This window comes from Micromonospora sp. CNZ303, from assembly GCF_004345505.1.
The window spans coordinates 365,117-386,376 of record NZ_SLVT01000002.1 but is presented as its reverse complement, the minus strand read 5'-3'; the positions used below and the strand labels follow the sequence as shown (position 1 = coordinate 386,376).

Below are 21,260 nucleotides of genomic sequence, written 5' to 3'. Positions count from 1 at the left end.
GGTACGGTCCGGTGTGCCGCCGTGACGGTGGCGGCACGCACAGTGATTTTCCTGTTCCGGGAGGGGTCCGCCGATGCCGCGGGGGGAGATCGACGAGGCCTGGATCGAGGAGGCGGTGCGGCGCTACCGCCGGATCGAGTCCCTCCAGACCGAGTTCGACCAGGCGGTGTCGACCGTCGAGGTCACCGTGCGATCGCCCGACGGGCTGGTCGAGGTGGTGGTCACCGCCGGCGGGCGGATCACCGACGTGCGCTTCCTGGGCCCGCTGCACACCCGCAACCCCCGCGACGTCGCAAGCTCGGTGCAGGCGGCGGTCACCGCGGCGGCCGACGCCGCCCAGTGGGCCCGGGAGAAGCTGCACAACGAGACCTTCGCCGCCTACCGGCCGCTGGCGGGAGCCTGAGATGGAGAGCCTGCGCGCCCTCGCCGCCCGGCTCGACGAGGCGAGCGAGACCATGACCGCCGTGTCCCGCACGGTCACCGCCGGCGACCCGGCGCAGGCCGCGTTCGGCGTCGACGCCCCCGGCCGGCCCGGGGAGATCGGGCGGGCCCTGCACCGGCAGTGGACCGCCGCCACCGGCGACCGGGCCCGGGAGGCGCACGTCGCCGCCCAGCGGCTGGCCGCCGCCGCGGCGGCCGTGCGGGCCGCCGCCGACCACTACGCGGACGTCGACCGCGCCGCGCGCCACCGGCTGACCGGGGAGGCGTGATGGACGCGCTGGACCGGCTCGCCGAGCCCGGCCTCGACCTGCTCCGCCGGGTCGACACGCTGCTCGCCGCAGGGGCCCCCGAGGGGCACCGCGTGTGGCCGCTGCTGCGCCGGATGCAGGTGCTTCCCGGCGAGGCCGTCCGCAACTTCCTCGACCTGCACCCGGCGCCGCTGGCCGCCGCCGGCCACACCGCGCGCCGCCTGATGCGGGGCTACGACGACGCCTGCGCCGTGCTGACCGACCCGGTGCTCTGGTCCGGCCCCGCCGCGTCGTCCTACGGGCAGGCCCGGGCAGCCCTGCTGCGACACCTCGACGAGGGGCCGGAGAGCCTGGTCGGCCGGCTGGAATCGACGGCCGGCTACGCCGACGCGCTCGCCGACTGGGTCGAAGGCAGCCGGCTCGCACTGGCCCGGGCGCTCGCCGACGTCCTCCGGTGTGCCGAGGCGGTGACCGTGGTCGCCGCGACGTCGACGCCGGGCGGCGCACCGGGGCACCGGGCTGCCGCCGGTCCGGGCGGGAGCGAGGCCGCCGAGATCGCCGCGCGGGTGCTGGCGGTGCTCAGCGTCGCGTACGACGGGGCCGAGACCCTGCTGCGCCAGTGGGCGCCGAGCCTCGCCGAGTCCCGCTGGCGGGCGCCGGTGGTCGACCGCCCCCGCTACGACACCCCCACCCGCATCGGCTGGTGACGGACCCGGGTGCACGCGCGGTAGCCGGATGGCGACTGCTGGCCCGGCCGCCCCGGCCCGCGCGTCGTAGGGTGTGAGGCATGGGCATGCTCTGCGCGGTCAGCTTCCAGCGGTACGGGCGCCTCTACTACCTGGATCCGGGCGAGCTGCGTCCCCAGGTCGGCGACAAGGTGCTGGTGCCGACCGACGACGGGCCCGAGGTGGCCGAGTGCGTCTGGGCGGCGCAGTGGGTCACCGAGGAGACCGAGGGCTTCCCCCGGCTGGCCGGCCTGGCCGGCGAGGACGACCTGCGTCGCGACGAGACGGTACGCCGCCGCAAGGCCGAGGCCAAGGTCGCGGCGAAGCGGCTGATCCGGGAGCACGCCCTGCCGATGAAGGTGGTGGCGATCGACCACGTGCTGGGCGCCGCCGAGGGTGGCGGCGAGCGGAGCACCATCTACTTCACCGCCCCGCACCGGGTGGACTTCCGCGCGCTGGTCCGGGACCTCGGCGCCACCCTGCACTGCCGGGTCGAGCTGCGACAGCTCTCCGCCCGGGACTCGGCGCGGGTGCAGGGCGGCATCGGCTCCTGCGGCCGGGACCTCTGCTGTGCCACCTTCCTCACCGACTTCGAGCCGGTCACCATCCGGATGGCGAAGGACCAGGACCTGCCGCTCAACCCGCTGCGCATCTCGGGAGCGTGCGGCCGGCTGATGTGCTGCCTGAAGTACGAGCACCCGCTCTACCAGCGGTTCCAGGAGTCCGCCCCGGCGGTGGGCAGTCGGGTGACGACGCCCGAGGGCCCGGGCCGGGTGGTGGGGCACAGCGTGCCACGCGACGCGGTGACCGTACGCATGGACGCGGACGGCTCCCGGTGTTCCTGCTCGCGCGCTTCGGTCTGCGGGCCGCGGCAGGCCTACGAGAGCCGTGACCAGTCGGTCGTGGAAGCCGAGGAGAGGTGACTGGCCCCGCCTGACGGGCTGACGTGCGCTCGACGTGAAAAGAGGGTCGCCCCCCGCGTCGGGAGACGCGGAGGGCGACCAGGGTGCGGGGGAGAGGCCTACCGGACGTCGGTGAGGCCGTAGGCGCGGTCGATGGTCTGCACGACGCGGTTGCCCGAGCGGTCCCAGGCCTCGGTGCGCACGGAGACCGCCCCGGTGGTCTTCGCCAGCTTCGGGTGCACGACCAGCGCGTGGTAGCTGCCGCCGAGACCTGGCACGACCACCGCCTGCTTCCAGGTGGCCCCGTCGTCGTACGACACCCAGGTACGCAGCCCGGCGATCCGGGGCGCGTTCGGCGCGGCGTGCGGCGTGACCTCGAACCGGTACGCCCGCCCGGCCTGCGTGGTGTCGGTGAGCGACAGGTCGAAGTCGTGCTCGAGCTGGATCAACGGCTGCCAGTCGCACGCGCCCGTGCCGATGTTGATCTGCGCGGTGTAGCACTGCGCCGGCTCCCGTACCGTGCCGGTCGCGCCGGCCGAGCGGAACGTCCAGTCGGTGGCGATCCGCTTCGCCAGCGTCTGCCCGGAGAACCGGTCCTCGCGGACGGTCCGCAGGGTGTATTGGCCCGGCTCCGGAGACACCGTCCAGTGCAGGAAGTTCCCCCCGCGGCCCGGCGGCGGGTTCGGGGTGATCCGGACGCCGTCCCGTTCGAGCGTCGCCTGCACCCGCCGCGCCCCGGAGACGGAGCTGGTCAGGTCCGCCGCCGACGACGAGCGTTCGAGCAGGTAGATGGTGTCCCCGTCCCGGCACGACATGCAGGTGTGCTGCTGGGGCGGGTGGCTCGGCAGGGTGCCCAGCACGACCGGCGGCTGGTGGATCTTCTCCGTCCGGGACAGCGGCCGGGTGAACGTCCCGACGTGGTCGGTGCCGCGGCTGGCGCCGTCGGCCCGGTTGATTACCGTGAAGTACCGCGCCCAGAGGACGTCCGGTCCGGTGACGTTGTAGTACTCGGTGCGGGCGATCGGCACGTCGTAGTCGTGCGCGGCGTTGGCGCTGAAGGTCTGCCCGGGGACGTAGGTGTGGCTGACCTCGTGCGCGTTCGTCTGGTACTGCGGTGACGGCACCTGGGCGTGCTGCTCGCTGCGCACCTGCACGAGGTCGCGGTGGCGGACGCTGTCGACCGGCTTCGCCGGCATCCGGTCGGCGGTGTGGTGCCGCAACTTGTACTGGTACGGGCTGACGAGCTGCGCGTCGATGTCGACGTACGGCCGCTTCGCCCCGGCGATCACCTTCGCCACCTTCGCCCCCTGCGCGCCGTCGAGCCAGAGCAACGGCAGCCGGGGCTTGACGATGTCGTACGGGGGGATCTGGGCGGGCAGGCCGATGTCGTCGCGGCCGACGAAGTACTGGAGCACGCCGGCCGCGCCGGCCTTCGCGGCCTGCTCGATCTCGTCGACGAACCAGCTGTTGGCCGGGCTGTCGAGGAGCACCAGCTTGCCCTTGACGTCCCGGCCGGCCAGCAGGTCGGCCCGGCTGGCGAGCTGGAGCCGCTGGTCGGTGGCGAACTTCGGCGCGAACTCGCTGTCGGTGAGGTAGGTCGGGTTCACCCGCAGCCGGCCGTTGCCGTGCACGGTGGTGGTTGCCTCCGGCGCGGCGCGGAGCTGCTCGAACCAGGTCCCGTACTTGCCGATCGTCGGCTTGGCCCGGGTCGGTACGACGTGCGTCCGCCAGCTGTAGGCGTGGCCCGGCCCGGTGTACCAGACGCTGGAGTAGGTCAGGCCGGACGCCGTGGAGAAGGTGCTGCCCATGGCGAGGTGCACCGCCTCGCTCGGCAGCGGCGTGTCGATCTTCTCGAGCTCCACCAGGTCGCGGGCGAGGTCGTACTCGAGGGTGGCGTCGCCGCTGATCGTGTACTGCGGGTTCTCCAGCCAGGCCTGGTGGCGGAACGCCTCGGTGTCGCCCCAGTAGGCGCCCCAGCAGCTCACGTGGTATTCGCCGTCCGGGACGTACCCGACGCCCTGGATGACGTTCTGGCCCGGCACACCACCCATCATGACCAGGTAGGACGTGTCGTCGCGCAGGTTGCGGAAGTCGCAGGGGGCGTTGCCCATCGCGATGGGGTCGCCGGGCACACCGACGATGCGGGTGGTGATCGTGCGCATCGGCGGTTGCCGGACCAGTCCGACCGCGAGGGTCAGCCGGGTCCCGGTGGCCTCGTCGGTGGCCACGAGCGAACCGGTGTAGCTGCCGATCTCCAGTCCGGCGGCGTCGAGCGAGACGGTGACCTGCCCGGTGCCGCCGGCCGGCACGGTGACCGTGGCGGGGGTGGTCAGGGCACCGGTGGCGTCGCCACCGGAGATCCTGCGCAGGGCCGGGGTGAGGGTGAGGGTGACCGGCTGCGCGGTGGGGTTGTGGTAGCTGACCTGCCGGTCGAGCCGGGGCTCGGTGTTCGGGGACACGGTGCCGAAGTCGACGTTGACGGTGCCGGTGGTGACCTGCTGACGCACCGCGCGGGCCAGGTCGAGCCGGCCGGCGCCCTGCTCGTAGGCGGTGTGGCCGGCGTCCTTGCTGGTGCCGATCAGCGTCGGCTTCAGCTGGGCGGCGGTCCAGTCCGGGTGCTGCTGGGCCAGCACGGCCGCCGCGCCCGCCACGTGCGGGGTGGCCATCGAGGTGCCGTTCGCCGAGGTGTACCGGTCGTCGACCGGGGTGCCCATCGAGGTGCCGGCGGCGCGGGCCGCGACGATCCCCACGCCGGGCGCGGAGATGTCCGGCTTGATCGCCCGGTCACCGACCCGGGGGCCCCGGCTGGAGAAGTCGGCGAGCTGGTCGGTCTTGGAGGTCGCGCCCACGGTCAGCGCCGCGTCGGCGGCGCCCGGGGCGCCGACCGTGTTCTCCCGGCCGGAGTTGCCCGCGGCGATGACGAACAGGGTGCCCGTCTCGGCGGTCAACCGGTTCACCGCCTGGCTCGCCGGGTCGGTGCCGTCGGTGGGCTCGCCGCCGAGGCTCATGCTGACGACCTTCGCGCCGCTGGTGGCGGCCCACTCCATCGCGTCGATGATCCACGACATGTCGCCGTTGCCGCCGTCGTTGAGCACCTTCGCGACGAGCAGGTCCGCGCCGGGGGCTACGCCCTTGCGCGCGCCGCCCGAGCCGGCACCCGACCCGGCGATGGTGGCCGCGACGTGGGTGCCGTGGCCGTGCCCGTCCGTCACCGACTCGACGCCCGGCACGAAGCTCTTCGAGCCCACGACCTTGCCCCGCACATCCGGGTGGTCGGCGTCGATGCCGGTGTCGAGCACCGCCACCTTCACCCCGCTGCCGTCGAGCCCGGCGGCCCACGCCTGCGGCGCGCCGATCAGGGGCACGCTCTCGGCGAGGTCGACCTTGACCTTCTGGTCCAGCCACACCTTGCCGACCCCGGAGGCCAGCGACGGTCCGGTGCTCCTCGCCGCCGACTTGCGGGCAGCGGCGGCCCGGTCGGCGCCGCCGGTCAGCGCGGTCCAGAAGTCAGCGACCCGGGCCTTGTCCACGGACAACCCGGCGCCGGCCACGCTGGGCAGGTCGCGTCGCACGGTGGCGCCGGGCAGCGCCGCCGGGGAGGCCGCCCGCGCCCTCGTACCCGTGCCGTAGCTCACGATCACCGGCATCGACTGGGCGGCATCGTCGCCGTAGCCGTTGCGGGCCAGGTACCGCACGTCGAACAGTTCCTGGTCCAGCAGGCCCCTGGCCACCAGATCCTGCGCGGACTGGGGGATGACGTAGACCCCGGTCGGGTCCGAGTAGGAACGGAACGCGTCCGTCGCGGCGGGGCCGTCGGGCGAGCTGATCACCGTGGCGCTGCTCCGGCCGTCCGCCCCTTCCGCGTACCGCACCCGGTGGCCGGTGATCAGGGTGACGGTCGCCTCGAGGCCGTCGCCGGTCGCGGTGGTCACGGTGGCCGTGGCGGTCGGGTTCGGCCCCGGCTCGCCCACCGTCGGGGCGGCGGTCACGGGTGCCGGGACGCCGACGGTGGCGGCGGCCACCGCGACGGCGAGGCCGCAGGCGACCCCGCCACGCCGTGATCGCCGTGGGATCAGGCTCGACATGAATATTCCTCTCCGAGGGGGTGTACGCAGGGGGAACGGATGCGTCCCGTGGAGCTTCGCAGCGGGTCCGGCGTCACGGAAGCTGTCCGTCTGCCTGGTTCACGCCACTGGCGTGAATGGGGCACCCTCCGAAGGGGATCCGCGTCTTCGCAGGTGACGGTGGGTACGGATCGGATCACCGGCAGACGGACAGCCGCGCGACCCTTGTCGCCAGCGACGGCCGGGGGCAGCATGACCGGATGCGGGATGATCGACGGCCGTTCCCCGACCTCGGCCTGTCTCCCGGGCAGCAGGCCCTCTACGAGTCGCTGGTCGCCAGCGCGGACCCGGTGTCACCCGACGTCGCGGGAACCGCCGACTTCGCGCGCCTGGCCGAGCTGGGCCTGGCCACGCGGCTGCCCGGTCAGCCTCCCCGATGGACGGCGGTGGCACCCGACGTCGCGCTGGGCTCCCTGCTGACCGAGCGTCGGGAGTCCCTGCGGGAACTGCGCCAGCGGGTGACCCGGATGGCCGACCGGTTCCAGCGGGCCGCGACCGCCGAACACTCGGAACTGGTCGAGGTGCTGCACGGGCGCGACGCCATCCACGCCGCCTTCCAGGAGCTCAGAAGCAGCGCCGAGCGGGAGTTGCTGATCTTCGACGCGCCGCCGTACCTGAACGCGTTCGCGGTGCCCGCCGAGGAGGCGGAGCGTCGGGAGGTGCGGATGCGCACCATCTACGACCGGGAGGGTGTGGCCATTCCGGGGCGGCTCGCCAAGCTCGCCCGCTTCGTCTCGGCGGGTGAGCAGGCCCGGGTCGCGGACGTCCCGATGAAGTTGATGCTCTGCGACCGGCGGGTCGGCCTCGTGCCGCTGCGACCGGACCTCGCGCTGGAGACCTGTCTGCTGGTCCGCGACTCCGTCCTGCTGTCGGCGCTGCTGGCCCTCTTCGAGAGCTTCTGGGAACGGGCCGTGCCGTTGGACGTGGGGGTGCGGCAGCGGGTCGAGTCGGACCCGGACGCGCCGTCGGACCTCGAACGTGACCTGCTCGCCCTGCTGGTCGCCGGGCTGACCGAACAGGACGTCGCCGAGCACCTCGGCTGCCACCCGCGTACCGTCCGCCGGCACATGAACCGGCTGTTCGCCCGGCTCGACGCGGTGACCCGGTTCCAGGCCGGCTACCAGGCCGTCCAGCGTGGCTGGCTGACCGCCGAGGACCGGGAGGAGCTGTGTACGAACTGATCGGCGACGCCGAGGAGACGGCCTACGATCTGCTGCTCGAACGCCCCGGCACCACCCTCGCCGAACTCGCCGCGATGTGGTCGGGGCCGGGCCGGCTGTCCGACGCGCTCGCCCGGCTGGAGGCCGCCGGCCTGGTCGGCGTCCAGCCCGGAAACCCGCCCCGCTACACCGCGTCCGCCACCGACGTCGTCGCCGGGCTCCTCCAGGAGCGCGAGGCGTCCCTGGACCGGACGCACGACCACGTCCTGCGGCTCACGGAGGCGTACCGGGAGGCCCGCGCCGACGTCGACCCGCACGTCGTCGAGGTGGTGCGGGGCCGCCGCGCGATGGAGCAGGCGGTCAACCAGGTGCAGCGCAGCGCCCGCCGGGAGCTGTGCTGCTTCGACAAGCCGCCGTACCTCCACCTGGAGAGCACGGCCGCGACCGACCGGGAGTTGCTCGCCGCCGGAGTGCAGAGCCGCTGCATCTACGACCGGGCGGCCGTGGAGGAGAGCGGTGGCCTGCCCACGATCGAGGAGCTGATCCGGGTCGGACAGCAGGCCCGTGTCCTGCCCGACCTGCCGATGAAGATGTACATCGCCGACGGTCAGCGGGCGATCCTGCCCATGCAGCCCGGCCCGATCGGGCAGGAGAGCGCCATCATCGTCCACCCGTCGGCGCTGCTCGACGCGCTGCGTACGCTGTTCGACAGCCTCTGGCACCGGGCGGTGCCCCTGCACCTGCCCGCCCACCGCGGTGGCGGCGAAAGCCGGAACCGCACCACGGAGATCGACGACGGGCGGCTGGTGGTGCTGCTTCTCTCCGGGCTGACCGACGAGGCGATCGCCCGCCAGATCGGCGTCGGGTACCGCACCGTGCAACGGCGTATCGCCACCCTGATGAGCGACCTGGGCGCGCGCACCCGGTTCCAGGCCGGCGTCCAGGCGGCGTTCCGCCAGCTGTCCTCCCGCCCCGCGGGTGGCGGCAGGCCACCGCTGCCCGACTAGCGGCCGGCACCCCGGCCGCCGGCCGGTGCGGACCTGTTGCGTCTCAGACGATGGTCGTGGGGGGTTCGGCCAGGCGGGGGCGCAGCGGCCGCTTCGGAGCCAGCCAGGAGGACTCCGGGGACTGGTCGGGGTTGACCTGCCAGTCGCGGGACACCCGGTCGACGGCGATCGGGTAGATCGTCAGGGTCCCGTCGGGGTCGATGCGCAGCCGCAGGAACGCCTTGGCGTCCTCGATGCCCTGGCCGGCGAAGAGCTCGTTGAGGTTCACCCCGAACGCGCCCGCCACCAGCAGGTACGCGGCCACCAACTGGCTCGCCACCAGCCCGCTCACCGGGCCGTAGAGCACCGCCGCGGCGACGGCCGGCAGCGGCCACGGCCAGTCGTAGAAGGGCAGGGCCAGCCAGGCCCAGGTGCCGGCGGCGGCCAGCCCGATCTGGGCCAGGCCGTGGCCCACGCCGAGGATCCAGTGCCGGGCGTGCCGTTTGCCGCCGGAGCTGGGCGGCTTCGCGAAGAACGCCGCCGCGAGCATCGTGACGATCAACATCGCCATCAGCGGCACGCTGAACAGCCGCTGGTCCGTCCCGCTCGGGTTGGTCGCGACGCCGGCCATCGCCAGCATCAGCAGCGTCTGCAGGGTGCCCAGCAGGGTGGTGAAGCCCGGGTTGCGCAGCGGCAGGCGGGGGAAGATCCCCCACGCGTACCGTCGGGAGCGGGCCTGCTCCGGGTAGCGGCCGGCCAGCTCGTACGGGTGGGAGGCGCTGGCCCGTCGGGCGAGGGTGTCGCGCGGCGGCACCTCGATGCGCTCCGGGAGCTGGTGCGTCGGGTAGAGGTACGCGCCGCCGCCCCCGCAGGTGATCAGCTGCCGGTCCGGGCCGGCGTAGCGGGCGTAGTGGTGCAGGTCGCCGGAGATCAGCAGCCGCACCTGCGCCCCGGTGGGCGCGACGATCGTGCGGATGAAGTAGTCGATCGAGTCGTACGCCGTGGGATGGTCGACGGCCTTGACCCACGTCGGCGCCGGCACGGCCACGATAACCCGGCTCTGCGGGCCCAGCCGCTCGGCGACCCGGTCGAAGTAGGTGAGCTGCGGGTCGTCGAGGTACGAGCCGGACTGGTCGTCGAGGCCGAGCAGCCACCAGTCGGCGGGCAGCTCCACGGCGAAGTACGAGCGGGACTGCCCGGTCTCCCAGCCGCCGAAGTGCCGGTCCCGGGACCGGACGAAGAGCCGCAGGAAGGCGGTCAGGCCGTCGTACCAGTCGTGGTTGCCGGGCACCGCGAAGAGCGTGGGCCGCTCGGGCGGGGTGACCGGCAGCGCGGCCTGGTAGGGCCCCTTGCACCGGTCCTCGTACGCCTCGAAGGCCGCCGACGGGTAGACCTGGTCGCCGCCCATCACCAGGGTCTGCGCGCGGGGCAGCCGGTGCCCGTCCACCTCCAGCTCGGGCTGGGCGATCAGGTACGCCACCGAGTAGGTGGCGTTGAAGCCGTCGCCCAGATCGGCCACGTAGTCCAGCCAGAGCCCGCCGTCCGGCCCGACCTGCTGCGCGATGTCCGCGTCGAGGGAGTTCTGCAACTCGCGCTTGTCCAGGTACGCCCCGAAGAGCATCGCCAGCAGCGTACGGATGCCGGTGCTGATCAGCAGGAACGGCGCGAGCCACGGCACGGGCTTGCGCGGGGTGAAGCCCAGCTCCCGGGGATCGGTGCCGCGTGGCCGGCGCGCCGCCCGCCCGCCGGCCGACTCGCTCGTGTGGGCACTCTCCGCCGCGCCGTCCTGCGGATCCACGTCGGGGGCGCGATCGTCGTTCACCCGCCGCAGCGTAGTCCCGGCCGGCGGCGGTCGCTGTCCGGCGGACGACGGTTCGGGGCCGGATGTCCGGATGGGGAACCCGCTCGGCTCGTCGGCGGGTCGTGCCGTACACTTGCTGATCGTTGCCGCCTTAGCTCAGTCGGCTAGAGCGACGCACTCGTAATGCGTAGGTCGACGGTTCGATTCCGTCAGGCGGCTCGGTACAGAAGCCCAGGTCAAACGGCCTGGGCTTCTTCGTTTTCACGGCCGGTCGTGCGGTCGTCCGCGAGCGACGGCACCGCGAGGTGATCGGGGAGGTGCGACGTCGGGACCAGGAAGCCGGACATAGGCGCCCGCCCGTAGCGACGAGCCCCCGCCCGAGCGGTCGTCCGGAACGTTGCCGGCCGCGTGTCGTACGGTCGACGCATGCCCGCTCCCGATGACGTCCTGGCCGCCCTCCGCGACTTCGTGGCCCGCGTCGACGCGCTCGATCCGGCCGCCGCGCCGCAGGGCGAGCTGGTCGTCGGCCTGCGGGGCGTGGAGTCGCGGCTGGCGCTGAGCGCCCCGGTCGCCCGCGCCCTGGTGGAGGCGTTGCGGGCGTACCACGACCCGCGCGACCGGGGTCGCTGCGACCACTGCGGCGGCCGGCGACTCGACGACAACTTCCTGTGCGCAGACTGCGGCCGACCCAGCGGGCTGTTCGGTCAGTTGGTCTCCGAGCGGGCCGCCCGGCACACGGAACAGGGCGCGGTCCCGGCGGCGCCCGCCGCGGGCGGCCGGCACGCCCGCGCCGACGGTCGCTGACCCCGGCGGGCCCGACCCGACCGTGCGGCGCCGCGGCCCGGCCGGCGGCGACCAAGGCCGGGAGGCATGGCCGATCCCCGACTTTGTCGGTCGTCGTCGCTACCCTCCCGGCGTGACTGATCTGGTGGATGGCGTGCGGGTGCCGAGCGTCGAGGAGGAGGCCCGGTTCTGGGCCCTCGTCGAGGCGGCCTGGGAGCGGCTCGGCGACGAGCCCGCCGCGCTCCGGCGGACGTTGCCGACGCGGGACCCGGCAGCCGGCGACGAGGGCCTCTACGCCATCGACGCGTGGCTCGACCGGTTCCTCGACAACCTGCGCCAGCTCGCCGAGGGACTGTCCAGCCGGGAGCTGACCGACCTGGACCGGGTGCTCGAGCGCAAACTGCACGACATCGACCGGGCCGACGTGCACGAGGTGACCGACGGCTCCGACGACGGTTTCCTCTATTCCCGGGGCCACATCGTCGCGCTCGGGCGGGATTTCTACGAGGCGGTGCACGCGGATCCGACCGTCGCTCTGCCCGACACCGCCTGCGAGGCCATGTGCTACTTCTTCGCCAGGCTGCACAGGGAGCGCTTCGGTGCCTGGCCGGAGACCGGCTCGGGCATCTCCCGCGAGTCCTGCACCAACCCGGCGGGCTGGAGCGCCTGACACCGCGCCTGCCGCGGCGGGGGCAACCAGAAGTTCCGCGCGACGGCCCGCACACTGACCGTACGCAGTCGTCAACCCTCCGGAGGCAGCCTCATGCAGTACGCACCCGTCGTCGTCGCCCTGCCGATCGCCGACCGCCCCACCTCGTACCGCTTCTACTCCGAGGGGCTCGGCCTGGAGGCCGTCGGCGAGTTGGCCGAGGACGGCATCCCCGAGCCCCTCCAGTACGCCGTCAACGACGGCCTCCGCGTCATGCTGGTGCCCACCGGCGGCTTCGGCTGGGTCATCGGCGACCACGAGGTGGCCCCGCGCGGGCAGAGCGAGTGCCTCGTCAGCCTCCCGGCCGCGACGCCGGCCGAGGTCGACGCACTCGTCGGGCGGGCCCGGGCCGCCGGCGCGCAGGTCGTCGTCGAGCCGGCTGCACAGCCGTGGGGCTACACGGGCACCTTCGCCGACCCGGACGGTCACCTCTGGACGGTGCAGGCCGACGGGCACTGACGCCACCCGGCCCGAGCTGAAGCCGGGCACGGGCGGGCCGAGCGTGCCCAGGCCGCGCACCAGCGGACGGCCCGGTTCGCGGGGAACCGGGCCGTCCGCTGACAGGGTCAGGCGTGCGGGAGATCAGAGGGTGCGGTGCGGGTAGCCGGCGGTGCCGGGCTCCGGAACGACCTCGACCTCGGTCACCACGTACTCCGTGTCGGTCGTCGTGGTGGCCGGCCGGTCGTCGGCGTCGGAGCGACGCTTCGCGGTCGCGGCGGCTCCGGCGGCAGCGGCGGCCCCGGCCACGGCGGCGCCCGCCGCCACGGCCTTGCCGGACACGCCGGCGCTGCCGCTGTCGCCGCGGGTGGCGGCGGCGTGCTCGACGCCCGGGGTGCCGACACCGAGGCCGCTGTCGACGGTGCCGCGCCAGGCGCCGGTCTCGACGCCGCGCTCCTCGATGTACGTCTTGAACTTCCGCAGGTCGGATTCGGCCTGCCGCTCGATGATGTTGAGCTTGTCGCCGGCCTTCTCGAGCAGGCCCTCGGGCTCGTACTCGAGGTGCAGGCTGACCATGGTGCGGCCGGCGTCGACGGGCTGGAAGTAGACCGCGCCGGCGTTGGTCACGCCCTCGGTGGCCGCCCAGGCCACCTTCCGGTCGGGCACCTGCTCCAGCACCCTGGCGTCCCACTCGCGCTGGACGCCGCCGATCTCGGCGACCCAGTGCATGCGCCTGTCGTCGAGCTGGCGCACCTCACGGACGCCCCCCATGAAGCGGGGGAACTCCTCGAACTGCGTCCACTGGTTGTACGCGGTGCTGACCGGAACCTGTACTTCGATGGACTTCTCGACCTTCGTGGTCATGGGCGATCCTCCTCGTCAGGTCGAACCTTCTCGTTCGGCAGTAGAGCCTTCATCGTCGACAAAACTCCTACCCCCGCCGAGGGCACTCAATCGCCGGACCTGCCGAGACACCACATCGGAGGGTCGCCGATCGCCCGTCGGCGCCGGTCAGCCGGCCTGTTCGGGGAGCCCGCGCAGGCGGCGTACCGGGGAGAAGGCGACCCACAGCACCCCGGCCAGCGCGCCCGCCGTCGCGATCCACAACGCCGGCCGTACGCCGAGGGCGCTGCCGAGCGCGCCGCCGAGCAGCGCGCCGATCGGCCGGATGCCGTAGTTGATGGTGCGCCGGGCCCCGGCGATCCGCGCCAGCAGCGCCTCCGGGGTCAGCGCGGTCTGCACCGAGCCGACCGTGATGTCGAGCAGCATCACCCCGACGGCGGAGAGGAACTCGGCGGCGAAGAGCATCCCGACCACCAGCGGTGTCGGCCCGCCGGCGAGGGGGATGAGCACCAGGGGGGCGGGGAAGAGGACGAACCCGGCCAGCAGCGTCGGGCCGACGCCGAAGCGGCGGACCAGCCGGCCGGTGAGCGCCGCCCCGATCAGGCCACCCACCGCGCCCGCGCCCAGCACGGCGCCCAGCAGGCCGGGCGCGAGGCCCAGCTCCTGCGTCGCGTAGAGCACGAAGAGCGCGATGAACATGAAGTTGAACAGGTTGATCGTGGTGGTGCCGAGCACTGTCGCGCGCATCATCGGCGTCCGTGCGATGAACCGCAGCCCGGCGCCGAGGGCCAGCCCGCCGCCGTGGGCGGGCGCCGGCTCAGTCGGCCGGATCCGCACCAGGAAGTACGCGGACGCGACGTACGACAGCGCGTCGGCGACCAGGGCGATCGGCGCGGTGAGCACCTGCACGAGGACGCCGCCGATGCTCGGCCCGGCCACCAGGGACATCGCCCGGCTGCCGTTGATGAGGGTGTTCGCCTCGACGTAGTCGGCGCGCCCGACGACGGAGACGAAGAGCGGCCCCCGGGCGACCTCGAAGATCACGGCGAGCGTGCCGACCGCGAAGGCCGCCAGGTAGAGCTGCGGCATCGTCAGCAGGTCCAGCACGTACGCCACCGGCACGGCGGTGAGCAGCAACGCCCGCCCGAGGTCCGTCAGGATCATGAGCCGGCGCTTGCGCGGGTACCGGTCGACCCAGGCGCCGGCGAGCAGCGAGAAGAGCAGGTTCGGGGCGAGCGCGGCGGCGGTCAGGTAGCCCATCTCGGCGGGGGTCGCCTCGAAGACGAGCACGGCCAGCAGTGGCAGGGCCAGGGTGGAGATCTCGTCGCCGAAGTACGAGACGGTCTGCGCCGACCAGTACCGACGGAACACGCGCTCGCGCAGCAGCCGGGGCAGCGGGCCGTGCCGGGCGGGATCGCCGGGCGGGGCGGCGACCGGGACGCCGGTCGCCTGACCGCTCACCGGTCGCCCCGCTGCTCACCGAGGTCGCGGGCAACCGGTCCGCTGACCGGAAGCTGCCCGTCCCCGTCCCCGCCGCTGCCGGCGCCGGTGGTGGCCGCGTTGGCGTGGTCGGTGGTCGGGCTGGCTCCAGCGCCGGCGGTGGCCGTGTCGGCGTTGGGCGCGGTGGCGTCGGCGAGGGCACCGGTGGGTGGCGGGTCGGCGAGGAGCGCCAGTCGGACGAGGCTGACCTTCCGGCTGCCGGCCGGACGCTTCGCCGGGTCGGCGATCCGATCGTCGTACTCGGTGATCAGGGCGTCGATCCGTGCTCTGAGCACGGCCATCTCGTCGACGGTGACGTAGACCGGCCGGTCGGTGAAGCCGGTGACCGCCCGCCAGGCCGTCGGCTCTTCGGCGCGTCGGGCCAGGAACTCCTCGGCCTTGCGGACGTAGAGGGCGAGCTGGACGGCGCTGAGTTCGTCGACGGCCGCGCGGGTCTGCGGGTCGTCCGAGACGTCGTCCCAGGAGGTGTTGAGGGCCGTGGCCCGCCAGGGCCGCTCGCGGGCGTCGGCGCCGGGTGCCCGCTCGGCGAGCCCGTACTTGGCGAGCTGCCGGAGGTGGAACGAGCAGTTCGGCACGCTCTCGCCGAGCCGCTCGGCAGCCTGGGTCGCGGTCATCGGACCCTGCTGGCGCAACAGACCGATCAGCGCCATCCGCAGCGGGTGCGCGTACCCGCGCAGGGCCTTGGGGTCGGAGAGTTTCACCTCGGGTAACGACACACCCTAAAGCTATCTTTATAAAGAACCCTTTAGCAACACCCTCGGCCGCCATCACGCATGACCCGACACGTGGGCGGGGGGAGGGTCCGGGGATGGCGACGAGGGGTCAGGTGTAGATGGTGGTGGCGTAGTTCGGGCCGTAGTGGCGTTCCAGGTCGGCCAGGCTCTCGGCCGGGTTCTCGACCTCCTTGATCAGCCGGGCCCGGGACGGCAGCGCGTCCGGCTGCCAGCTCTCCGGCTGCCACAGCTCAGAGCGCAGGAACGCCTTGGCGCAGTGGTAGAAGATCTGCTCGATCTCCACCACCACGGCGAGGATCGGGCGGTGCCCCTTGACGACCATGTCGTCGAACCACGGCGCGTCGCGGACCAGCCGGGCCCGGCCGTTGATCCGCAGCGTGTCCGTACGGCCGGGAATCAGGAAGATCAATCCGACGTGCGGGTTGTCCAGGATGTTGCGGTAGCCGTCGGCGCGCCGGTTGCCTGGCCGCTCCGGAATGGCGATGGTCCGCTCGTCCAGCACCAGCGCGAAGCCGGGCGGGTCGCCCTTCGGCGAGACGTCGCAGCTGCCGTCCGCGCCCGCCGTCGCCACCAGGCAGAACGGCGACGCGGCCAGCCAGTCCCGGTCCCGGGCGTGCAGGACGGGTCGCTCCTTGGTCACCGCGCGCGGCATCGGCGCCCCCAGCAGCTCGCGCAGTTCCTCGTGCGAGGTGATGTCCACCGTCACGTGATCCTCCCCCGTGCGTTGACTCCGGTGGCGGGGTGCCCGCCACGAGTCAGCCTAGAGCGCGACCAGCGCGAGGTTTGTTCCTCCAGGGCGGGGGTACCGCCTCACCCGACCCGCCCGGAGAGACCGACCGACCCGCCCGGAGAGACCGAGCAGTGGAGGCCCGATGGAGAGCCGGCTCAAGGTGCTGGGCCATCCCGTCCACCCGATGCTGGTCATGTTCCCGGTCGGCCTGCTGGTCACCGCGGTCCTGTTCGACCTGGTGGACACCGTCGGCGGGCCGGACTTCCTCGGCGAGGTCGCGTACTGGAACATCACCGTCGGCCTGATCGGCGGCCTGCTGGCCGCGGCGGCCGGGACGTTCGACCTGCTGGCCATCCCGTCGGCCACCCGCGCGAAGCGGGTGGCGCTGACGCACGCCGCCGCCAACGTGGCGGTGATCCTGCTCTTCGCCGCGATCTGGGTGGTCCGGCTCAACGCCGAATCCCGGGCCGCCGGGGGCGCGCTGATCGCCATCGAGGTGGTCGCGCTGGCCATCCTCGGCGTGAGCGCCTGGCTGGGCGGGGAACTGGTCGACCGGCTCGGCGTCGGCGTGGACCGGGAGGCCGGGCTGGACGCGCCCAGCTCACTGCGATCTCCGGCGGCCACCCAGCGGATCGGAGAGGTGCAGTGAGCGAGCGCAGCGAGCGGGTCGTCAGCGGAGGGCCGGCATGAGCGAGCAGGGCGGCGGGGCCGGCCGGGGTTGGCGCGGCCGGCAGCAGGGCTGGGATCCGATGGGCGAACTCCAGTCGCTGCGCTCGGAGCTGCGCCGCCTGGTCGGCGGCCGGACCGGGCCGCCGGACGTCGAGATGGCCGAGACCGCCGACGGCTGGGAGGTCGTGGTGCGGCTGCCCGGGGTGGCGCCGGAGGAGGTGGCCGTCGAACTGGACGACCGCGAGCTCTGCGTCCGGGCCCGCTCCGAGGCCGAGGTCAACGCCGACCACGGCATCCCCGGCGGCTTCGAGACCCGGGGCTTCGAGTACCGGGTCGACCTGCCGTCCCGGGTGGACCCCGACAGCATCGACGCGGTCATGGACCACGGCCTGCTCCGGGTGCGGCTGCCCCGGGCCGCCCGGCCCGCGCCGCGCACCATCACCGTCGGCCGCACCGGCCCCCGACCCGCCGGCCCCGACGGGGGTACGCCGAGCGTCCTCGACCCGGCCGCGGACCGGGAGATGCACCACCCGGACATCGCCGTCGGCGAGACCGACCGGCCGTAACGAGCCGCGTGGGCACCCCGCACCTGCTCGGCCCGGCCACCGGCCGCGTGCCCGACGTCGAGCGGATCGCCGTGCTGCGCGCCAACGCGCTCGGGGACTTCATCTTCGTCCTGCCGGCGCTGGACGCGCTGCGGGCCGCGTACCCGGAAGCGGAGATCGTGCTGCTCGGCGCGCCGTGGCACGCGAAGTTCTGGCGCGACCGGCCCGGGCCGGTGGACCGCGTGCTCGTGGTGCCGCCCGCGCCGGGGATCCGGGGTCCCGATCCGGGCGAGCCGGAGTCGACGCCGGACGACTTCCTGGCCGCGGCCCGCGGGGAACGCTTCGACCTGGCGTTGCAGCTGCACGGCGGCGGGGCCAACTCCAACCCGTTCGTCGCCGCCCTCGGGGCGCGGGTCACCGCCGGGCTGCGCGCCGACGACGCGCCGCCGCTGGACCGCTGGATCCGGTACGTCTACTACCAGCAGGAGGTGATCCGCTACCTGGAGGTGGCCGGCCTGGTCGGCGCGGGCGCCACCACGATCGTCCCGACGCTGACCGTGACCGACGCCGACCGGGCCGAGGCGGCCGAGGTGCTCGGCCCGGCGGAGCGGCCGAGAGTGGCGCTGCACCCCGGCGCCACCGACACCCGCCGCCGGTGGCCCACCGAACGCTTCGCCGAGGTGGCCCGCGAGCTGGTCGGCGACGGGTACGAGGTGCTGGTCACGGGCACGCCCGCCGAGCAGGACGTGGTGGACCGGGTGGTCGCGGCGGCCGGGGTGCCGGTCCGGCCGCAGGTGGGCACGCTCAGCCTCAGCGGCCTGGCCGGCTGCTACGCCGGCTGCGAGCTGGTGGTCTCCAACGACACCGGGCCACTGCACCTGGCCGCCGCCGTGGGCACCGCGACCGTCGGCATCTACTGGGTCGGCAACCTGATCACGGTGGCGAACCTGCTGCGCGGCCGGCACCGGCCGATCAGCTCGTGGACGGTGCTCTGCCCGGTCTGCGGCGTGGACTGCACCCCGGGCATCTACCCGCACCGCCCCGGCGACGGCGAGTGCCCGCACCGGGACTCCTTCGTCACCGACGTGCCGGTGGTCGAGGTCCTGGAGGCGGCCCGCGAACTGCTCCGCCCGGAACCCGGCGCCCCCTGAGCGGCCCCGGGGCGGGTGCGGACCGGCTCAGGCCGGCTGGGCCGTCTCCTCCTCGGCGAGCACGACCTCCCACGCTTCCACGTCCCGGTCGGTGACCGTGGTGGGCGACTCCAGGTGGTAAGCGCCGCTGGGCAGGACGCCGGCGCCGCCGAAGCGCGCCAGCACGGCGAGCTGGGCGGCGACGTCCTCGCCCTGGTGCTTCTCGTGCACCCGCCGCCAGAAGTCGAACCCGCCGGAGTCGACCAGCTTCGCCCGGTCGTAGAGCACGCAGCCGCCGATCCAGGACACCTTGTACGCCCGCCAGGCACCCGACGGCAGGTCGAGCTGTCGCGTGACGTGCAGCAGGTTCGCCGCCGAATGGATCGACGCCCGCTCCCACTGCGGCGTGCCGGGGCGGATCCGTTCCGGGGTGGGCGGGCCGGTCCACTCCTCGTAGTGCCGGTGCGTCTCCGGCCGGACGTCGTCGGCGTACGACAGCCCGTGCACCGCGTTGCCGACGAAGCCGCAGCCCAGCTCCTCGATGGCGGTGACCAGCCGGCGCAGCGTGCCCGGCTCCAGCCAGACGTCGTCGTCGAGGCAGAGCACGTACCGGGCGGCGGACGCGGCCAGCAGGTACGCCCGGTGCTCGGCCAGCCCGCGCCGGGGCAGCCGGCGGGTCAGCAGCACGGGGTGCCCCCGGTGGCGCAGCGCCCGGACCATGGTGGCCGCCGCCGGATGCCGGTACGCGGCGTCGCCGTCGGACTGGTCGCTGACCACCACGCCGAAGCCGGGCACGCCCTCCTGGGCGGCCAGCCCGGAGAGGGTGACCGCCAGTTCGGCGGGGCGGTTGCGGGTCGGGATCAGCACGTCGAGCAGCCGATCCGCGCGGAACCCGCCGGCAGTGCCGAGGTCGAGCGGGCGGTTCACGACGGCTCGGGCGTCAGGGAGGTGTCCTCCTGCGGCTCCTGGCCGTGCGCCCGGATCCGGTCGATGATCGCCGAGGTGGACCGGTCGGGGACGTACCCGAGGGTGCGGACCTGCCCGCCGAGGCGGCGTACCAGCGGCGCCTCGGGCACCATCTCCGGCGGGTAGTCGCCGCCCTTGACGTACACGTCGGGGCGGACCGTCTCGATCAGCTCCGCCGGGGAGTCCTCCTCGAAGACCACCACGTGGTCGACGCAGGCCAGCGCGGAGAGCAGGGCGATGCGGTCCTCGACCGGGTTCACCGGCCGGTCCGGGCCCTTCAGCCGGCGTACGCTGCCGTCGGAGTTGACCGCCACCACCAGCAGGTCGCCGAGCGCGCGGGCCTGCTCCAGGTAGCGCACGTGGCCCCGGTGGAGTACGTCGAAGCAGCCGTTGGTGAAGACGATCGCGCGGCCTGCCCGGCGGTGTTCCTCGACGATCGCGGCCAGCTCGTCGGTGCCGACCAGCGCCCGGTGGCCCGCCCCGTCGACCGGTGCGTCCAGCGCGACGAGCAGGTCCTCCCGTCGGCACACGCAGGTGCCGGTGTCCGAGACGGTGATGGTCGCCGCGAGCTGGGCCAGCTGGGCGGCGGTGGGCAGCGGCGCGTCGGCCGCCAGCGCCAGCGTCATCGCCGCCAGGTACGCGTCGCCCGCTCCGACCGCGTGGCTGGCCGGCACGGGGGTGCTGTGGCTGCGCCGGGGCTCGCCGTCCGCCCCGCCGACCACCGCGCCGTCGGTGTCCAGGGTCACCGCCACCACGTCCGCGCCGGTGTGCGCGCGCAGCTCGGCGAGGCGGGACTCAGCCAGTACGGCCCGGTCGACGCCCTCGCCGGCCGTGGCGTTGACGGTGACGCCGGTGCCGGTCACGGTGAGCCCGTTCCCGGTCATCGCCACGCGGCCCTCGCCGGCCGTCGGCTCGCCGGTCGGGTTCGTCGGGCCGGGGCGGTGGGCGGCGTGGTGCGGCGCGAGACCGCCGGGGGAGACGCCCACCGTGAGTTCGGAGGGGCCGTCGGCCGGGTCGCCGTCCGGGTGGTCCAGGTGCAGCCCGGCACCGGGCGCCGGGCGGGCGCCGGCGGCCCGGGCGAGCAGCCGGGTCGCCTCGGCGAAGCTGGGGGTCACCACCGTCGGGGCCAGGCCGCGCCAGTCGGCCAGGTCGTGGGCGTCCAGCGCGACCGTCGCGTACCGCTCCCGGTGGGTCACCAGCCAGGCGCGCACGGGCGCGGGCAGCGCGCCCAGCCCGTAGTCGCAGACCACCAGGGTGGGCGCCTCGCCACCCGCGGCGCGCAGCTCCTCGGTGGCGCAGTCCAGCGCGGTGAGCAACCGGGCCACCCCGTCGGCGTCGAGCACGTCGTCGGGGTCGCCGGAGTCCTCCCGGAGCAGGATCTGGTTGCCCGCCAGCATCCGCCGCTTGACCGGCGTCGGGCGTGCGGGCTGGTTGACCGTACGGTCCCAGACGCCGGCCCGGTCCAGACAGTCGTGCAGCTCGTCGCCGGCGACGTCCGCGCCGACCGGCGCCACCAGCACCGCCCGACCCCCGAGCGCGGCGACGTTGACGGCGGTGTTCGCCGCCCCGCCGGCCGCGGAGATCCGCCGGCGCAGGGTGAGGACCGGAGCCGGCGCCTCCCGGCAGAGCCGGTCGGACTCGGCGAAGCGCCACTCGTCGAGCATGGCGTCCCCGACGACCAGGACGGGACGACCCAGCCAGCCCTCCACCACCGCGGCGAGCCGGCGCTGTTCCGCTGCTCCTCCTGCCATGCCGTCCCGGGTCCCCCGGGGCATCCGGGCCAAACCTGCCGCCGCCGGGGAGGGGTTTCGGGCACCGGGCCCCGG

General features: G+C 74.2%; 19 protein-coding genes, 1 tRNA gene and 1 pseudogene. 13 read left to right on the top strand and 8 right to left on the bottom strand.

The features are described from left to right. Positions 1–73: 73 nt before the first annotated feature. The 4 genes from EV374_RS05135 to EV374_RS05120 all read left to right on the top strand — a co-directional run bounded on the left by EV374_RS05135 (position 74) and on the right by EV374_RS05120 (position 2,337). Positions 74–403, top strand: a complete 330-nt coding sequence (locus EV374_RS05135; protein ID WP_132232040.1) for a YbaB/EbfC family nucleoid-associated protein — start codon at positions 74–76, stop codon at positions 401–403. A 1-nt stretch (position 404) separates the two neighbouring features. Then, entirely contained in the window at positions 405–710 is a 306-nt protein-coding gene (locus EV374_RS05130) for a hypothetical protein (RefSeq protein WP_132232038.1), read from the top strand. Beyond that, the gene (locus tag EV374_RS05125; protein WP_132232036.1) at positions 710–1,396 is read left to right on the top strand and encodes a hypothetical protein; all 687 of its coding nucleotides are present in this window, start codon (positions 710–712) and stop codon (positions 1,394–1,396) included. The genes EV374_RS05130 and EV374_RS05125 overlap by 1 nt, the downstream gene beginning before the upstream one ends. Positions 1,397–1,476: 80 nt before the next feature. After that, entirely contained in the window at positions 1,477–2,337 is an 861-nt protein-coding gene (locus EV374_RS05120) for a regulatory iron-sulfur-containing complex subunit RicT (RefSeq protein WP_132232034.1), read from the top strand. A gap of 98 nt (positions 2,338–2,435) precedes the next feature. Here the strand turns inward: EV374_RS05120 and EV374_RS05115 are convergent, their stop codons facing one another. After that, positions 2,436–6,401, bottom strand: coding sequence for a S8 family serine peptidase (locus EV374_RS05115; protein WP_132232032.1), 3,966 nt, complete (start codon positions 6,399–6,401; stop codon positions 2,436–2,438). 239 nt (positions 6,402–6,640) lie between these two features. Between EV374_RS05115 and EV374_RS05110 the strand changes: the two genes are divergently transcribed. Both EV374_RS05110 and EV374_RS05105 read left to right on the top strand, forming a co-directional pair. Then, positions 6,641–7,621, top strand: a complete 981-nt coding sequence (locus EV374_RS05110) for a helix-turn-helix transcriptional regulator (protein WP_132232030.1) — start codon at positions 6,641–6,643, stop codon at positions 7,619–7,621. Continuing rightward, positions 7,609–8,607: a transcriptional regulator gene (locus EV374_RS05105; protein ID WP_132232028.1), complete on the top strand. Its 999-nt coding sequence runs from the start codon at positions 7,609–7,611 to the stop codon at positions 8,605–8,607. Before EV374_RS05110 ends, EV374_RS05105 begins: the two co-directional genes overlap by 13 nt. Before the next feature lie 43 nt (positions 8,608–8,650). Here EV374_RS05105 and EV374_RS05100 read toward each other — a convergent pair whose 3' ends face one another. Then, on the bottom strand, positions 8,651–10,528 hold the full coding sequence (locus EV374_RS05100) for a metallophosphoesterase family protein (RefSeq protein WP_486485605.1): 1,878 nt from the start codon (positions 10,526–10,528) through the stop codon (positions 8,651–8,653). Positions 10,529–10,532: 4 nt separating this feature from the next. On the opposite strand from EV374_RS05100, the gene EV374_RS05095 reads away from it, so the two are divergent. The 4 genes from EV374_RS05095 (at position 10,533) to EV374_RS05080 (ending at position 12,338) form a co-directional block, all read left to right on the top strand. After that, a tRNA-Thr gene (locus EV374_RS05095) sits at positions 10,533–10,606 on the top strand. A gap of 207 nt (positions 10,607–10,813) precedes the next feature. Further along, positions 10,814–11,191, top strand: a complete 378-nt coding sequence (locus tag EV374_RS05090; RefSeq protein ID WP_132232026.1) for a hypothetical protein — start codon at positions 10,814–10,816, stop codon at positions 11,189–11,191. 112 nt (positions 11,192–11,303) lie between these two features. Then, positions 11,304–11,840 carry a DUF4240 domain-containing protein gene (locus EV374_RS05085; protein WP_132232024.1) on the top strand — a complete coding sequence of 179 codons (537 nt, stop codon included), beginning with the start codon at positions 11,304–11,306 and terminating at the stop codon, positions 11,838–11,840. A gap of 93 nt (positions 11,841–11,933) precedes the next feature. After that, positions 11,934–12,338, top strand: a complete 405-nt coding sequence (locus EV374_RS05080; protein ID WP_132232022.1) for a VOC family protein — start codon at positions 11,934–11,936, stop codon at positions 12,336–12,338. Positions 12,339–12,731: 393 nt separating this feature from the next. Here EV374_RS05080 and EV374_RS33235 read toward each other — a convergent pair. The 4 genes and pseudogenes from EV374_RS33235 to EV374_RS05060 all read right to left on the bottom strand — a co-directional run. Next, a pseudogene (locus EV374_RS33235) lies at positions 12,732–13,181 on the bottom strand (SRPBCC family protein); the annotation flags it as partial. A 147-nt stretch (positions 13,182–13,328) separates the two neighbouring features. Beyond that, positions 13,329–14,621: an MFS transporter gene (locus EV374_RS05070; protein WP_486485588.1), complete on the bottom strand. Its 1,293-nt coding sequence runs from the start codon at positions 14,619–14,621 to the stop codon at positions 13,329–13,331. After that, positions 14,618–15,376 carry a winged helix-turn-helix domain-containing protein gene (locus EV374_RS05065; RefSeq protein ID WP_486485587.1) on the bottom strand — a complete coding sequence of 253 codons (759 nt, stop codon included), beginning with the start codon at positions 15,374–15,376 and terminating at the stop codon, positions 14,618–14,620. The genes EV374_RS05070 and EV374_RS05065 overlap by 4 nt, the downstream gene beginning before the upstream one ends. A gap of 106 nt (positions 15,377–15,482) precedes the next feature. Beyond that, positions 15,483–16,100: a pyridoxamine 5'-phosphate oxidase family protein gene (locus EV374_RS05060; RefSeq protein ID WP_132232018.1), complete on the bottom strand. Its 618-nt coding sequence runs from the start codon at positions 16,098–16,100 to the stop codon at positions 15,483–15,485. Between the two features lie 166 nt (positions 16,101–16,266). On the opposite strand from EV374_RS05060, the gene EV374_RS05055 reads away from it, so the two are divergent. Genes EV374_RS05055 through EV374_RS05045 form a run of 3 tightly spaced genes read left to right on the top strand, consistent with a single transcriptional unit; the run spans position 16,267 to position 18,489 of the window. Beyond that, entirely contained in the window at positions 16,267–16,773 is a 507-nt protein-coding gene (locus tag EV374_RS05055) for a DUF2231 domain-containing protein (RefSeq protein WP_132232016.1), read from the top strand. A 37-nt stretch (positions 16,774–16,810) separates the two neighbouring features. Next, positions 16,811–17,359, top strand: coding sequence for an Hsp20/alpha crystallin family protein (locus tag EV374_RS05050; RefSeq protein ID WP_132232014.1), 549 nt, complete (start codon positions 16,811–16,813; stop codon positions 17,357–17,359). 8 nt (positions 17,360–17,367) lie between these two features. After that, a complete protein-coding gene (locus EV374_RS05045; RefSeq protein WP_132232012.1) occupies positions 17,368–18,489 on the top strand; it encodes a glycosyltransferase family 9 protein in 1,122 nt (373 codons plus the stop codon). A gap of 27 nt (positions 18,490–18,516) precedes the next feature. Here the strand turns inward: EV374_RS05045 and EV374_RS05040 are convergent, their stop codons facing one another. Further along, positions 18,517–19,395 carry a glycosyltransferase family 2 protein gene (locus EV374_RS05040; RefSeq protein ID WP_132232010.1) on the bottom strand — a complete coding sequence of 293 codons (879 nt, stop codon included), beginning with the start codon at positions 19,393–19,395 and terminating at the stop codon, positions 18,517–18,519. Then, positions 19,392–21,185 (bottom strand): D-glycero-beta-D-manno-heptose 1-phosphate adenylyltransferase, encoded by a 1,794-nt coding sequence (gene rfaE2 / locus EV374_RS05035; RefSeq protein ID WP_132232008.1) that lies wholly within the window; start codon positions 21,183–21,185, stop codon positions 19,392–19,394. Before rfaE2 ends, EV374_RS05040 begins: the two co-directional genes overlap by 4 nt. Between the last annotated feature and the right edge of the window lie 75 nt (positions 21,186–21,260).

Coding starts and splice junctions, on each gene's coding strand:
- EV374_RS05135 (WP_132232040.1), top strand. CDS start 74: ATGCCGCGGGGGGAGATCGACGAGGCCTGGATCGAGGAGGCGGTGCGG.
- EV374_RS05130 (WP_132232038.1), top strand. CDS start 405: ATGGAGAGCCTGCGCGCCCTCGCCGCCCGGCTCGACGAGGCGAGCGAG.
- EV374_RS05125 (WP_132232036.1), top strand. CDS start 710: ATGGACGCGCTGGACCGGCTCGCCGAGCCCGGCCTCGACCTGCTCCGC.
- EV374_RS05120 (WP_132232034.1), top strand. CDS start 1,477: ATGGGCATGCTCTGCGCGGTCAGCTTCCAGCGGTACGGGCGCCTCTAC.
- EV374_RS05115 (WP_132232032.1), bottom strand. CDS start 6,401: ATGTCGAGCCTGATCCCACGGCGATCACGGCGTGGCGGGGTCGCCTGC.
- EV374_RS05110 (WP_132232030.1), top strand. CDS start 6,641: ATGCGGGATGATCGACGGCCGTTCCCCGACCTCGGCCTGTCTCCCGGG.
- EV374_RS05090 (WP_132232026.1), top strand. CDS start 10,814: ATGCCCGCTCCCGATGACGTCCTGGCCGCCCTCCGCGACTTCGTGGCC.
- EV374_RS05080 (WP_132232022.1), top strand. CDS start 11,934: ATGCAGTACGCACCCGTCGTCGTCGCCCTGCCGATCGCCGACCGCCCC.
- EV374_RS05055 (WP_132232016.1), top strand. CDS start 16,267: ATGGAGAGCCGGCTCAAGGTGCTGGGCCATCCCGTCCACCCGATGCTG.
- EV374_RS05050 (WP_132232014.1), top strand. CDS start 16,811: ATGAGCGAGCAGGGCGGCGGGGCCGGCCGGGGTTGGCGCGGCCGGCAG.
- rfaE2 (WP_132232008.1), bottom strand. CDS start 21,185: ATGGCAGGAGGAGCAGCGGAACAGCGCCGGCTCGCCGCGGTGGTGGAG.